Source organism: Stutzerimonas chloritidismutans (assembly GCF_051486945.1).
GTDB lineage: Bacteria > Pseudomonadota > Gammaproteobacteria > Pseudomonadales > Pseudomonadaceae > Stutzerimonas > Stutzerimonas chloritidismutans_B.
On sequence record NZ_JAHVDX010000003.1, the window covers coordinates 748,164 to 761,961 of the forward strand.

The 13,798-nt window shown below is 59.5% G+C and carries 11 protein-coding genes; all 11 read right to left on the reverse strand.

Annotated elements, in window-relative coordinates; genetic code table 11:
• Positions 1-90 precede the first annotated feature (90 nt).
• On the reverse strand, positions 91-1,593 hold the full coding sequence (locus KXR72_RS15390) for a sigma-54 interaction domain-containing protein (RefSeq protein WP_437421958.1): 1,503 nt from the start codon (positions 1,591-1,593) through the stop codon (positions 91-93).
• Positions 1,594-1,603: 10 nt separating this feature from the next.
• Positions 1,604-4,204 carry a type VI secretion system ATPase TssH gene (tssH, locus tag KXR72_RS15395; protein WP_437421959.1) on the reverse strand — a complete coding sequence of 867 codons (2,601 nt, stop codon included), beginning with the start codon at positions 4,202-4,204 and terminating at the stop codon, positions 1,604-1,606.
• 10 nt (positions 4,205-4,214) lie between these two features.
• Complete coding sequence (gene tssG / locus KXR72_RS15400) at positions 4,215-5,252, reverse strand: type VI secretion system baseplate subunit TssG (protein WP_437421960.1); 1,038 nt, start codon at positions 5,250-5,252, stop codon at positions 4,215-4,217.
• Between the two features lie 76 nt (positions 5,253-5,328).
• The gene (gene tssF, locus KXR72_RS15405; RefSeq protein WP_437421961.1) at positions 5,329-7,119 is read right to left on the reverse strand and encodes a type VI secretion system baseplate subunit TssF; all 1,791 of its coding nucleotides are present in this window, start codon (positions 7,117-7,119) and stop codon (positions 5,329-5,331) included.
• Between the two features lie 693 nt (positions 7,120-7,812).
• Complete coding sequence (locus KXR72_RS15410) at positions 7,813-8,202, reverse strand: hypothetical protein (protein WP_437421962.1); 390 nt, start codon at positions 8,200-8,202, stop codon at positions 7,813-7,815.
• A 62-nt stretch (positions 8,203-8,264) separates the two neighbouring features.
• On the reverse strand, positions 8,265-8,657 hold the full coding sequence (locus tag KXR72_RS15415; RefSeq protein ID WP_437421963.1) for a hypothetical protein: 393 nt from the start codon (positions 8,655-8,657) through the stop codon (positions 8,265-8,267).
• Positions 8,657-9,166 (reverse strand): PAAR domain-containing protein, encoded by a 510-nt coding sequence (locus KXR72_RS15420; protein ID WP_437421964.1) that lies wholly within the window; start codon positions 9,164-9,166, stop codon positions 8,657-8,659. Before KXR72_RS15420 ends, KXR72_RS15415 begins: the two co-directional genes overlap by 1 nt.
• A gap of 10 nt (positions 9,167-9,176) precedes the next feature.
• Complete coding sequence (gene tssE / locus KXR72_RS15425) at positions 9,177-9,581, reverse strand: type VI secretion system baseplate subunit TssE (RefSeq protein WP_437421965.1); 405 nt, start codon at positions 9,579-9,581, stop codon at positions 9,177-9,179.
• Between the two features lie 6 nt (positions 9,582-9,587).
• Positions 9,588-11,066 carry a type VI secretion system contractile sheath large subunit gene (gene tssC, locus KXR72_RS15430; RefSeq protein ID WP_437421966.1) on the reverse strand — a complete coding sequence of 493 codons (1,479 nt, stop codon included), beginning with the start codon at positions 11,064-11,066 and terminating at the stop codon, positions 9,588-9,590.
• A 26-nt stretch (positions 11,067-11,092) separates the two neighbouring features.
• Entirely contained in the window at positions 11,093-11,599 is a 507-nt protein-coding gene (tssB, locus tag KXR72_RS15435) for a type VI secretion system contractile sheath small subunit (protein WP_437421967.1), read from the reverse strand.
• Positions 11,600-11,631: 32 nt separating this feature from the next.
• The gene (tssA, locus tag KXR72_RS15440) at positions 11,632-13,194 is read right to left on the reverse strand and encodes a type VI secretion system protein TssA (RefSeq protein WP_437421968.1); all 1,563 of its coding nucleotides are present in this window, start codon (positions 13,192-13,194) and stop codon (positions 11,632-11,634) included.
• Positions 13,195-13,798: the final 604 nt, after the last annotated feature.

Sequence of the window (13,798 nt, forward strand, 5' to 3'; positions counted from 1 at the left end):
AAAGTGCCGCAGCCGGCTAGCGCTGTTACAAACCCAGCCAAGGCAGCAACAGTCAGCAATCTATAAAAACTCATGCTCATCTCCTTGAGCTCAGAGAGTGCTGGCGCTCACGCCCAAACGATCCATCCGGTAGAGCAGAGTCCGGCGCGGTAGCCCTAGTTCTCGCGCGGCTTGACTCTGGTTGCCGCCGTTCTTACGCAAGCAATCAATCAGCAGGTTGCGTTCGACCCGTTCGAGCCGCGCGCGCAAATCCAACGTGCTGTCCAGATCGTTGTCCACGGTGCGCAGGCTGAAATGTTCCGGTAATAGTTCGCCGCCGTCGCTCAGGAGTACGGCACGTTCGACCAGCCCCTTGAGCTCGCGCACGTTGCCGGGAAAGGCATAGTCAGCCAGTTGCTCAAGCGCCGCGTCCGACCAGCGCACGGTATCGCGCTGCAGAAAACCGCAGGCTTTGTCGGCAAAGTGGCGGGCTAGACGAAGGACGTCCTGATCGCGGTCCCGAAGCGGTGGCAATTCGATCGGGAAGATGGACAGGCGATAGTAGAGGTCTTCACGAAAGCGACCCTCCTCGACACGCTTGTGCAGATCCTGATGGGTTGCGGCGACGATTCGAACGTCGACTTGATGCGTGCGCGTGCTGCCAAGCGGCCGGACCTCGCCCTCCTGCAGAACGCGCAGCAGCTTGGCTTGTAGGGTCAGCGGCATGTCGCCGATTTCATCGAGGAACAACGTGCCACCGTCGGCCGCATCGAACAGGCCTTCGTGGTCGCGTTCGGCACCGGTAAAGGCGCCTTTTCGATAACCGAACAGCTCGCTCTCGAGCAGGTGTTCGGGCAGGGCTGCGCAGTTCTGCACAATGAAGGCTTGGCTGCGCCGCGAGCCGCAATCATGGATAGCGCGGGCCACCAGTTCCTTACCGGTACCTGTTTCACCTGTCAGCAGAACACTGACGGGGTTGTGCAGGACTTTGCCGATCAGCCCGTAAACCGTACGCATGCGCGGGCTCTCACCAATCAGCCCGTACCCGCTGGTGCATGGGCGCGTCGGGGTGATCTCGCGAGGTGCAGGTTGGGCCGCACCGAGCAGTCTATTGAGCAGATGGGCCTGGCCGAGGGCAAAACGGCCGAGGTTGGTCAAGGTTGCGGTCGCAGCGGTGAGGTCCTGAGTGGCGGTACTGGCAGCCACCATCAGCCCGACGACATGACCTTCTGCATTCTCCAGCGGCAAGCAGAGCAGGCTGCGCCACGGGCGCGACGATTCAGGAAGAAAACCGGTTTCGTGCAAGTTGGCGTCCAGCGGGACGATGCTCAGCTGGCGATTCTGGCTGAGACAGTACTGCAGCAATTGTTCGTCTCGGTAGTCGCTGGGCAGGCTCGCGGTTTCTTGCCGCCGGGCACCATCGAACCACTCGGCCGACAGGGTCAGACGTGTGTGGGTCGCATCGAGCAGGTAGAGCTGGGCGAGCGGGCAGCTCGCCAGCTGCGCCGCCGTTTGTACCAGCCCGTCCAGCCAGCCGCTTGTATCCGTCGTCCAGGCCAGCTCGGCTAAGCGATCCAGTAGCGCACTGGCAGGCGCGGAATGTTCAGTCAGCATAGGCGGGACCTTAAGCGAACTCACAAACCACCGCCCCGTTTTCGTCAAGGGTTGCATGCACACGTTGCAATGCTTGGCCACGGGCCATGCTGTCGAGCAGCCGATCGACGACCAGTGGCTGCAAATGCTGATCGATCAAATGATCGATCAGGCGCGCACCGCTGTCGCTGTGAGTGCAACGCTCAGCCAGGTGCCCAACCAGCCCTTCGCAGTGACTGAACTGCAACTGGCGCCGCGTTAGGCGATCACCGAAGCGCGACAGTTTGAGCGCCACCAGCTCGTTGAGCACGTCACCCTGAATTGGGTAATAGGGGACCACCCGCATGCGGGCTAGCAGGGCCGGTTTGAAGTGCTGGGTCAGTGCAGGTCGAATCGCCAGCTCCAGGTCTTCGGTCTCGGGTCGCTGGCCGCCTTGGCAAAGATCGGCGATACGATCGCTGGCCAGGTTGCTGGTCATCAGGATCAGCGTGTTGCGGAAGTTGATCTCCCGCCCCTCACCGTCGTTGGCCACGCCCTTGTCGAAGATCTGGTAGAAGACGTTCATTACGTCCGGGTCGGCTTTTTCGACTTCATCGAGCAGTACGACCGAGTAGGGCTTCTGGCGAACGGCCTCGGTGAGCATGCCGCCTTCGCCGTAACCTACATAACCCGGTGGCGCACCGATCAGGCGAGATACGGTGTGCTTTTCCTGGAACTCGGACATGTTGATAGTGGTGAGGAAACGTTCGCCGCCGTAGAGCAGGTCAGCCAAGGCAAGTGCGGTTTCGGTCTTACCGACGCCGCTTGGGCCGACCAGCAGAAAGACACCGACCGGCGCATCGGGCTTGTTCAGTCCAGCAGCGGTGGCACGCATGGAGCGGTCCAGCGCTTCGATGGCTTGTTCCTGGCCACGCACTCGCTGGCGCAGATCAGCGGCAAAGCTGAGCACCTTGCTGTTGTGCTCGCGGGCCAGTTGGGAGAGCGGTACGCCGGTCCAATGGCTGATGACTTCAGCCACCAAACGAGGGCAGACCTCGAAACTCACCAGCCGCTCAATGGCCTGGGCATTGGCGAGCTCAGCCTGAAGGTCCTTCAGCTGGGCTTCGAGTTGTTCGAGGTCGGGACGGGTTTCGTCAATGGGTGCGTTGTCGGGCATCATTCGCGCCGTGGCGCATTGCTTGCGCAGCTCCAATAGCTGCTCGGCCAGCGTGCGCTGAGTGGCCCAGCGGGTTTCCAATTGCTCGAGTTCAGCACGAGCTGCCGCCAGGCGCGTTTCCAGGCTGTCCAAAATGACAGTGTCGATGTGCAGGCCTGCATCGAGGTCACGGCGCAGCGCGAGCCCCTGGCGTTCGCCTTCGGCGATCTCGCCTCGCAAGCGCTCCAGCGCTTCAGGTGCGGCGGCCAGGCTGATGCGTACCCGGGCGCAGGCGGTGTCGAGCACATCCACGGCCTTATCGGGCAGCTGGCGGCCAGCAAGATAGCGTGCCGATAGCTCGGCGGCGGCCACGACGGCGTCGTCGCGCAGGTAGATGCCGTGGCTCTTTTCATAAACAGGGGCGAGGCCGCGCAGGATGGTCACTGCTTCGTCGACAGTGGGCTCGTGAAGCTGGACGGGCTGGAAACGACGTGCGAGGGCCGGATCCTTCTCGAAATACTTCTTGTATTCACTCCAGGTGGTAGCCGCGATGGTGCGCAACTCGCCTCGGGCCAATGCTGGCTTGAGCAAGTTGGCGGCATCGCCACTGCCAGCTTGGCCGCCAGCGCCGATAAGAGTGTGGGCTTCATCGATGAACAGGATGATCGGTTTGGGCGAGGCCTTCACCTCGTCGATCACACCTTGCAGCCGCCGCTCGAACTCACCTTTCACGCTCGCGCCAGCCTGCAGCAAACCAAGGTCCAGGCACAGCAGCTCGACGCCCTTGAGCGCGTCCGGCACTTCACCATTGGCGATGCGCAGCGCCAGGCCTTCGACGATTGCCGTTTTGCCGACGCCGGCTTCGCCCACCACGATCGGGTTGCTTTTGCGACGGCGCGCGAGGATGTCGATCATCTGGCGGATCGCGGCGTCGCGGCACAGCACCGGGTCGAGTTTGCCGTCCCGGGCTTGCTGGGTGAAATTGTGGGTGAAACGCGACAGGTTGGACTCGCCCGCTGGCGCCGCCTTGCCAGGGACCGCCTGTGGTTGCTGAGCCAAGGCGAACTCGCGCAATCGTTCGGTGTTCAGGCGCGACAACAGCGGCTGGTAGTGGCTGCCGGCATAGCGCATCGGATTGCGCAGCAGCGCCAGGATCAGTGCGGCCTGATCGATCTGACTCTGGCCGAGCTCTAGGTTGCCTACCAACAGGGCATCCTGTAGCCACTGCACCAGTTCGGCAGAAAAGACCGGGTTGCGCGATTCACTGTGCTCGCTGCGCGGCTGCAGTGCTTGAGCTAGGGTTCCGGCATCGACGTCAGCGTCCTGCAACGCGCGCATCAGTAGGCCTTCGGACCGCTCTAGCAGGCCCAGCAGCAGGTCTTCAACGAGAATCTTGCTGCCGCCACGCACTACGCAGCGCTCGGCTGCGGCTTCCAAGTCGCGCTTGGTCTCGGCGTCCAGTGCTTGGACCAGTTGTTGAAGGTCTACGTTGATCATTTCATCATCCTTAATGAGTCTGGCTGCCCAAGGTGACCATGCCGTCGGCGCGTTCGCTGCCAAGCCAGCTGGTCCAGCCGAGGCGGCAGGGGTTTTCGGCGCCGATGCGCATTTCGCGGATTTCGTCGCGACGCAGCTCCAGGCGTATGTCGTAGTCGAGGGGGTCGCGCAGGGTGAAGCGAACCAGCGCGCAGAGCGGCTGGTAGCCGCTGCCCACGGGCAAAAACTCGTGGAAGCGGTCCCAGCTCAGTTGGCGTATGTGGATGCGGAATTTTCCGCCGCGATCGCGAACGCGTTCGCCAAGCACCAGGCTTTCGCCCAGCTGGCTATTGGCTCGGCCGAGGCGGTTCTGTTGCTCGGCAAGTATTTCGACCTGACGCTCCAGACACTGCTCGATGCGCAGGTCGGCATGCTTGAAGTAGTAGCGCAGCACCGACTCGATCAATGCGGCGGAATGCGCCCGCAGGCTGAGAAGACCTAGATAAGGCAGCAGGCGCTTCCAATTGAGTTCCGAGGCGGCGCGAATTTGCTCGCCACCTAAGCCAATCAGGGCGAACAGTTGCTCGGACAGCGGGTCGCGCGCGCCGCTGGTGAAGCGCGCGCGGTAGCGGTACTTCTGCCAAATGGGCAGCATCAATCGCTGCAAGCGGTTGTTGAACAGATCGAGAAACTCGCGTGTCGGGTTTCCTTCGGTGCTGTCGCCAAGGGCCTGCTCGCCATAGAAGGCTGGCAGTGGCGATCCGGCGCCGAACAAGCTGACCAGGTTGATGCGCAGGCGTGCACGCAGCTCGCCGTCCTCCTGAAAAAACTCGACGCGATCGACATCACTGCCGGGAAACCCCAGGCTCGGGTTGGCCTGGAATTCGAGGTACTCGTAGAGCGCTTCGTCGTCCAGATCGGGATGTGCGGCTTTCAGGCGGTCCATCACCAGCAGCACACCCTGGAACAGGCTGTATTCACGAATGCCCTGGCTGATCCGGTTAAGACCAGGCTCAAAGCCAGCTGCGCGTCGGCCAGGCGGCGTTGAAGTCGAACTCAGAATGCTCATTTACACCTCGTAAACTGCGCTTCTTCGCTCGTCTTCGCCTTGCCTGGCTCTAGCTCGCATGCCTTTGCACCCGGTCTCAGAGCAGGGGCTGCTGCCCCATGCGCGGCGTCCATTGGTACACCTCTCCCTGTGTGCTTCTGACGCGCAGCTCGTGGTACGAGTTGAGGCTGGCGTACAGCGCAAAGAATTCATTGAGTATCGAGGCGAAGAGGAACAGGTCTCCTTCGCCCAGATAACCCTCGGGGTCGATCACCAGCTCGGTACGCACACCGCGCACCGGCAGGCCGCGGTGCAGCCGATCGACATGCTGGTGCCCGATCTGCCTGAGCCCACCGAGCAGGCGTTTGCTGACCTTTTCAGCGTGCTGGTCGTAGTAGCGCGGTAGGTCATAGGTTTCGAGGATGACCTTGAGCGCCTCGACGTTGGCCAGCGACAGGTAGTTCAACGACATGTTGCTGATCAACTTCCAGAGGAAGTCGCGGTGCAACGGTGGCGCGTAGCTCGGTGTCACCGCGCTGATGTTGCGAAAGGTCAAAAACTCCGGCGTGTCTTCGCTGGGCAGGCAGATGTCGCCCAGACGAAGCTGGCGCGGCAGGTTCTGGTTGGTGCACGTCAGCTCGATGGACAGCGTCTCGTGCTGATCGAGGTTACGCAGGCCAAAGCTCAGGTATGTCTCGAGCCCATCGCCAAGCATCGAAGGCTGCTGGCGCACGCTGTAATGCGGGCGCGCCACGGGTACATCGAAGCTTGGATCATGCTCGAACGATTCGAAGGGCACGTACTCTTCATAGCCCATGCCGCCGGGCTTCCAGCCGGTGACGCGGTCGACCGAAAAGACGCCGCACTGATTGCTGTCCAGCTCCGACGGCATCAACAAATACTGATCCTGCTTGCCATCCAGGCGAATTGGGATCGCATCGTGCTCGAACAGATTGACCACCGGCGTGCAATACAGCCGTACGTTTTCCAGGGTCGGGCGGATGCGCTGCACGCCGGCCTTGTGTATGTCGAATCGCAATTCGAAGCCGCGAGCCTGCTCCAGCACTTCTTGCGGCAGGCGCTTGACTGCATCAAGACCTTGCAGGTCGACGAACAGGAATTTCTCCTGAAAGGCGAAATATTCCTGCAAGTAGCGATAACCGCGGAAGGTATTGAGTGGGTAGGGAATCAACGCCTGGTCTTCAGCAAAGCCTACCGGTTGCAGCTTTGACGGATCGATATTGAGGGCGGGCAGCGGCATGCCGAACCCGTCGGTGAAAGGTTTGCCGTTAGCATCCAACGCGACCAGCTGCACGCCGGCGACGTTGCGTAGCAGGCTCAGGTAAAGCATCTGGCTGATATAGCGTTCGCCGGCAAGATGAAGGCGCAGCTGCTTGAGATTCAACTCGCCGAGATGACCGTCCGCCGTCATCTGCAGACGCAAGCTGAGCAGCGCTCCACCCCCCTTCACTGAGTAATCCAGCCCGTCGAGTGCTAGCGGCAAGACTTCAGTGGCGTAGGCGGTGCGAAAACGGCAGGTCACGCCTTGGATCGGCTTGGACTCGACCGGCGTATTGCGCGGCACTATGAGTGCCGGCCCTGGGCGTTTGACTGGGTCGAACTGCAACATGCCGAACGCCGGCAGCGGGCGCATGTAGTTTGGCCAGAGCAGGTGCATCAGCGAGTGGGTCAGCTCCGGCAGCTCGTCGTCGAGCTTCTGCCGCAGCCGGCCGGTGAGGAAGGCAAAGCCTTCTAGCAGCCGCTCGACATCCGGGTCGCGCCCCGCTTGTCCCAGAAACGGCGCCAGCGCCGGGCTGCGCTCAGAGAAGCGTTTGCCAAGCTGGCGCAGGGCGGTGAGTTCGCTCTGGTAGTAGTGGTTGAAAGACATCTATCTATCCCTGATCAGTCGGCGCTGGTGTGGTGGTCCGGAGGAGCACTTACATAAGAGAAACCCTGCATTATTGAACCGAGCCTTTATAACTCTCACGCCAAGTTGCGAAATTTTTCTCGAATTCCTTGCAATTATTAATATTCGAGATAAAAACGTGAAATTAACCGAATCCATGGCTAGCATGACAATGTTCGAGTAAAGGTTGGTTGCCGCACCTAGGGCGAATAGTGCGGCGAATGCTAACCAGTAAAATTCTCTTGGAGTGTGACATTTGGTTGTTCCTGTTGTTTGGTTTTCCTTAGCTGGGTAGGTTGGTTGTTTTTAAAAGCTTCTTATTTGTCCATGATGAGCAATAAATGCAAAGTACAGTTATTGCACATCCTGAAGAGCAATAGAACATTGCTCGAAGAGGATGGCTTGGCAGAAGAAACCAAGCGGTGACCAAAACGAAAGCGATGCAGATCAGAAATTTAATTCTTTTAGCGGGAATGAATGCTATCGCCAAATTGGCTATAGAAAATGTAAGAAGTACTAGCCGTATCACGGCACCTGGCGCAATCCCTCTGGAGTCGAATTCACCCCCCAAGGCCAAATACATGCGAAGGGTAAAGTCGTTGAGTACTACCAAAGTGACGAAACCTAAACTGTGAATAAGCCCGCTTGCTGCGCAGGTTTTCAAGTATTTGCTCATCATTTTTTCCAGATACCATACTTGCTGAGTGATTCTGCAGTTATGGAATTTTCAAGCCTGGCAGTACTGGCCGGGACATATTGGACGGTTATGATGTTTCTTTTGATCGCTCCTCCGCGCTGATAAAATGTCTTGGTTGTTTTTGTTGGTTGATGGTTGTCTGCGGCCCAGAGTGCACCTCTAAGCACCATGAAATTATCATAGGAATTGCTGTTGTCCTTTTCGCCTAAAAATGTGCCGTCTCCCCAGTCCATGCCAGTCTGTATCGTACTCGTGATGGCTTGGTTCTCGTCTCCAAGTTCCCCGCAGTGCAATTTGAATGTATCTACGGCAAATGGAATCTTACCAATACCGTCAGTCCAATAGGGAGCGGAACCAACCATAACCATGAGGAAGCCGTCTCCTCCTTCCTTCGATTGCTTCCAATCACCTGGTTGTCCACTGTAGAAACTTAGAGACCACCGATCCGCGATGGCGAAGTCGATAATCTGCTTCCATGAGAAGTGCTTATATGCGGAGTAGGCTTCGGAGCCCGGCTTGGACGAATCCGGATGAAGCCAGATTCGCTCCCTATAGTTATAGCTAGAGGTTCGAACCACTGGATCTTTTCCGAGTAAAGTTTGTCCGCGGTAATGATGCGGAAAGGCTTTTCGCCCTGCTTCGGCCGGACGGCGAACAAAGGGGAACCGTTCTTGCGGATAATCAGCCAGGCGTTGGGTACTTTGATCTTCGGCGCCTTCTTGTCCTCGCTCGGCGTGCTTTCGGACTGCACCTTGAGTTCGGTCTTGCCGTCTTTGGTTTCGAAGCTATAGGAGGCTCCGTCGATGGTGATGAGGGTTTCCATCAGTCTTCTCCGGAGATGTACAGCGTAAGGGCCTCTTGTTGGCCTCCGGTGGAAATATTGCCGGTCATGCCGCTGCCCGAAGTGGCGCCCTGCTTGACGATGCCGCTTTCTGAGACGATGCGATATGCAAGGTTCTTCAGGGGCTGGCCGTCCTCTGTCTCAAGAGAGAACAAGCGGTCGAAGCCGGCCGTCAAAGAGACCGGGCTTGGCTCGACAAACTTAGCCACCACCACACTCGTCCCAATCAACACCGTCCCCGAACCCCCCATCACGACATTGCCATGACTACCCACCGAGCCCGCCACCGCCGCCGGCTTGCCATTGATCAGTACGGTAGGGATTACGCTGCCCGACAGCGCACCGCCGCAGGCGGAGGCGTCGCCCATGCGCGCGGCGGGCATGCCGTCGAATAGCACATCAGGAGAGCCGGCTGCGATCGGGTTAGTGCCGTGACCCTTTTTCGGGCAGTCGGTGGGGTCGCCCAGGCGGGCTGCGGGTTTACCGGACATCAGGCTCTCCTTAGTGGACTTTTACTTGTCCGCTGCCATCCAGGCTCGCGGAGAAACTCACGTGGCGCTTGAAGCCGTCGATTTCCAGCAGGCCTTCGATGGCGAACGACAAGCTCAGTGGATCGTGGTCGCGGGGTAGGGATAGCACCCGGACTTGGCTCAAACGCGGTTCGTATGCCTCGATAAAGCGTTCGATGGCGATACGCGCCTGCTGCAGCGAGTCGTGCAGCGACAGGCGCATATCGTTCAAATCTGGCAACCCGTAGTCGGGCAACGTTTGCACGCTGCCCGCCCGGGTGCTGAGCATTTTGGCCAGATGGGCAGCCACCGAAGCCATTGCCGCGACTTCGCGGCTCCAGCCGGCGCGCTTGTCGGCGTCACCACCGAGGCGTTCGAACAGGCTGCCGTAGGCCATGGATGCTTATTCCTTGTCCAGCTTGCCAACCAGCGACAGGGTGAAATCGGCACCCATGTACTTGAAGTGCGGGCGCACGTTCAGGCTGACGCGGTACCAGCCCGGCTCACCGTCGACATCGCTGACGACCACTTGCGCTGCGCGCAGCGGGCGACGGCTACGGACTTCGGAGCTTGGGTTCTCCTGGTCGGCCACGTACTGGCGAATCCACTTGTTCAGTTCCAGCTCCAGGTCGGTGCGCTCTTTCCAGGCGCCGATCTGCTCGCGCTGCAGCACTTTGAGGTAGTGCGCCAGGCGGTTGACGATGAACAGATAAGGCAGCTGGGTGCCGAGTTTGTAGTTGAGCTCAGCGTTCTTGCCTTCTTCGCTGTTGCCGAAGAACTTCGGCTTCTGCGCCGAGTTGGCCGAGAAGAAGGCGGCGTTGTCGCTGCCCTTGCGCATGGTCAGGGCGATGAAGCCTTCTTCGGCCAGCTCGTATTCACGACGGTCGGAGACCAGAACTTCGGTCGGGATCTTGGTTTCGATCTCGCCCATGCTCTCGAAGTGATGCAGCGGCAGGTCTTCGACTGCGCCACCGCTCTGCGGGCCGATGATGTTCGGGCACCAGCGGAACTTGGCGAAGCTGTCGGCCAGACGGCTGGCGAAGGTGTACGCGGTGTTGCCCCAGAGGTAATGCTCGTGGCTGTTGGCGACGTTTTCCTTGTACACGAAGGATTTGACCGGGTTGTCTTCCGGGTCGTAGGGGTTGCGCAGCAGGAAGCGTGGGACGGTCAGTCCGACGTAACGGGCATCTTCCTGCTCGCGGAAGCTCTGCCACTTGGCGAACTGCGGGCCTTCGAAGTGATCTTTCAGATCCTTCAGGTCTGGCAGACCGGTGAAGCTTTCCAGACCGAAGAATTTCGGGCCGGCCGCGGCGATGAAGGGGGCGTGGGACATACTGGCGACCGAGGCCACGTACTGCATGGTCTTGATGTCCGGTGCGCTCGGGTCGAAGAAGTAGTTGGCGATCAGGGCGCCGACCGGCTGGCCGCCGAACTGGCCGTATTCAGCGGTGTAGATGTGCTTGTACAGACCGGACTGAACCACTTCCGGGCTGTCCTCGAAGTCGTCGAGCAAGTCCTGCTTGGACGCGTTGAGAACCTCGAGCTTGATGTTCTCTCGGAAGTTGGTGCGATCGACCAGCAGCTTGAGGCCGCGCCAGGAGGATTCCAGCGCCTGGAATTGCTGGTGGTGGAGAATCTCGTCCATTTGACGGCTGAGCTTGGCGTCGATTTCCGCGATCATGCGGTCGACCATGGCCTTTTTGACGGGCTCGTGCTCGTTCTGTGGCTTGAGCAGTTCTTCGATGAAAGCCGACACACCGCGCTTGGCGATGTCATAAGCTTCGTCATCGGGAGTCAGTTTGGTTTCGGCGATGATGCGGTCGAGGATGCCGACCTCGGCGAGGTTTTTGCCGCTTTCGACGGCTGCTGCATTGGTACTCATGGTGTTGGCTTTCCTTGTCGGGAGATTCAGGCGTCCAGGTGTTCTTTCGCGGCGAGGCCCAGCTCACCGAGTACGCGATCGCGCGAGACGTCATCGGCCAGTACGCTTTCGATCGCCTTGCGGAAGGCCGGGGCGTTACCCAGCGGGCCTTTCAGGGCAACCAGGGCGTCGCGCAGTTCCATCAGCTTTTTCAGTTCGGGAACCTGCTCGACCAGGTTGGCCGGGTTGAAGTCCCTCATCGAGTTGATGTTCAGCTGCACGGCGAGCTCTTCGTCGGTGGCCTCGTCTTGCAGGCGGTTCGGCACCGAAAAGGTGAGGTTAAGCTCCTGCTTGGCCAGGACTTCGTCGAAGCTGTTCTTGTCGATGGCGATCGGCTTGCGATCTTCGATCTTGCGATCGTCGGCGCGCTGGGTGAAATCGCCGAGCACCATCAGCTTCAGTGGCAGTTCCAGCTCTTCCTGGGCACCGCCGGTGGAGGGCTTGAAAGTGACGTTGATGCGTTCTTTTGGGGCTACGGAGCCTTCTTTGGCCATGGGTTTCTCCTTTGCGTTTACGGCCCGGGGGCCTAGTCGAGTACCACTTCGAGATCGAGGTGGCACAGCCTGCGGTAAATCTCATCCTTGCTTTCACGCACGGCGTGGTTCTGCGGCAGCAGCTCACAGCAGCTATGCAACAGGCGCAGCACCTCGAGGGCGAGATCGGGTTCCCAGTCGCTGAGGCCTGTGGCCTGCAGCGTCTGATCAAGGGATTCGAGTTGGGTCTTGGCCAGGTCGTACTTCTTCGCCTGAAAGCACAGGCGGGCCAGAGTCAGTTGCCAGAAGAAGCGCTCACGCCCGCCTTGTGCCTGGTTAAGTCCATGCTTGAGTTTTTGCACGGCGCTCTTGAGGCCGTCCTTGCGCAGGTGTGGCAGCACGTCCTGTAGCGCTTCGTCCCAAGCGGGGGTCGCACCGCTCTGGTTGTTGAGTGCTTCGATCGGTGGCTGTGCTGGCTGTACGTGCGGCATCACCCGGGCGCTGATCCAGGCGCGGGTTTCGGCATCGGCGAAAGGGGCGCCATCATGGAAGCGCAGTTCGTCGAGGCCAGGCATGCGTTGCAGAAATAGCGCGAGCTGGATTTCAACCTCGCGCATCGCCTGTTCAGCGTCGAGTTGACTCAAGCATTCCCAGGCCAAGCGCTGGCCGTCGAGCCAGAACGGAGCCCGGGCTATGCTGGCTTCCAGGTCCACCAGTAGATCGGCATACAGTCCTTGAGAAAAGCGCTCTCGGTAGCTAGCTAGCTTGTCTGCAGGGACACCGCGAAGGCCAGTGATCTGCTCGGCGTTGCGCTCCGGCAGGCTGTCGATCGGTAACCATAGAAGGGTCCGTGCGAGGCGAAGCGGTTTGAGGTCGGTGGCTTTCTGCTTCAGCCACCATCCGCACAGTGGGCGGGCCTGGTCCTGAAGACTGCGTAGGCCTTTGTGTGCGTCCTTTTCATGCTCGACGGGAGCCGTCGCGGTGAACACCTGTGCGGCGGCCTGTTTGACCTGAGCGATGGCTGCACCGACTGCGCCAGGCTGTGGGTGGGCAGCGCCAGCTCGCTTGACCATTTCCTCCAGTCGACGACATAAGGGAAGAAGCAGAGGCGCTTGTGGGCCCAGGTGTTCCGCCAGACAGCTTTCGAGAGCACGCAGCTCAGCCGTGATCTGTTCAAACAGCTGGAGCTGCTCGCCCATCGGTACATGGTCAGCAAGAACTTGCTCCATGCGTGGCACAAGCCATGTGACCGCCGCTGCGCGAGTTCGGTCTTTGCGGGGGTGAATCTCGGCCCAATGATTACGGCAGAGATAGTTGATCACTGCGATGCCGGCATGCAGGCCGGTGAATGAATCGCGTTGGTAAAGGCTCCATGCCAGCCATGCAGCGATTCGCAGGTCTTTGGTTTGAGACTTCAGCAGTGTTTCGCTGCCTAGCTGTATGACGTCCCAATCAACCGAGCCCGCAGCGTGGAGGGACGAAGCTTTACCGAGCTCATGCTCTAGCGCTTCGTATTCCGGAGCGTAGCGGGCATCCTCTCCAGCAAAGGAGGTCGGAGAGATGGGAGTTTGGGCTACCGCTAGACAGTGAGCGGCCAGCTTAGTTGAAAACGTCATTCCATGACTCAGTCAGTCCTGCATCTAGATTGCTGCTGCAGGGCGCTTCATGCGCAAAAATCGCTGCGGGCCGATGGCACGCCTGTTGGTCGGCGCATCCTAGGCAGGACGGGCGGAGGCAACTGTGAAGCAGTTTCCATCTACTGCTCCAGGAGGTTCTATCACCTGCCAGGGTGTGCGCTGGTTAGCTTTTTGAGGTCATGCTGGGTGGAACCAAGGCCGGCTCATGGATGTCGCGTGCGCGATCTCTTGTCGGCAGTCAGTAAGCGATCTTGTGTTCCTACATATAGACGAAGGTGTTTGCTCGTACACCCGTACCGGTAGAAGCTAAAAACAGTCGTTGACGGGAGAATCTAAGCCCCTATAATGCGCACCTTCTCCGGCGCAGGCCTTTCGGTAAACCCCTTTATAATCAAAGGGTTAACGAAAACAAGCGCTTGCACGGAGGGCGAATTCGAGTAGAATGCGCCGCGCTGACAGGGTGGTGGTTTGGCACTGTTGGTGGCTCTGGTCAGGTTGATCGGAGAGGGTTGAAAGAGGTGGTTGACAGCGGGTGTAGACGCTGTATGATTCGCCTCCCGCTGACGAGAGGCTTAAAGCTGAA

Bases quoted from the DNA above. Each gene is read 5' to 3' on its own strand.
- KXR72_RS15390 (WP_437421958.1), bottom strand. From the start codon at position 1,593: ATGCTGACTGAACATTCCGCGCCTGCCAGTGCGCTACTGGATCGCTTA.
- tssH (WP_437421959.1), bottom strand. From the start codon at position 4,204: ATGATCAACGTAGACCTTCAACAACTGGTCCAAGCACTGGACGCCGAG.
- tssG (WP_437421960.1), bottom strand. From the start codon at position 5,252: ATGAGCATTCTGAGTTCGACTTCAACGCCGCCTGGCCGACGCGCAGCT.
- tssF (WP_437421961.1), bottom strand. From the start codon at position 7,119: ATGTCTTTCAACCACTACTACCAGAGCGAACTCACCGCCCTGCGCCAG.
- KXR72_RS15410 (WP_437421962.1), bottom strand. From the start codon at position 8,202: ATGGTTATGGTTGGTTCCGCTCCCTATTGGACTGACGGTATTGGTAAG.
- KXR72_RS15415 (WP_437421963.1), bottom strand. From the start codon at position 8,657: ATGGAAACCCTCATCACCATCGACGGAGCCTCCTATAGCTTCGAAACC.
- KXR72_RS15420 (WP_437421964.1), bottom strand. From the start codon at position 9,166: ATGTCCGGTAAACCCGCAGCCCGCCTGGGCGACCCCACCGACTGCCCG.
- tssE (WP_437421965.1), bottom strand. From the start codon at position 9,581: ATGGCCTACGGCAGCCTGTTCGAACGCCTCGGTGGTGACGCCGACAAG.
- tssC (WP_437421966.1), bottom strand. From the start codon at position 11,066: ATGAGTACCAATGCAGCAGCCGTCGAAAGCGGCAAAAACCTCGCCGAG.
- tssB (WP_437421967.1), bottom strand. From the start codon at position 11,599: ATGGCCAAAGAAGGCTCCGTAGCCCCAAAAGAACGCATCAACGTCACT.
- tssA (WP_437421968.1), bottom strand. From the start codon at position 13,194: ATGACGTTTTCAACTAAGCTGGCCGCTCACTGTCTAGCGGTAGCCCAA.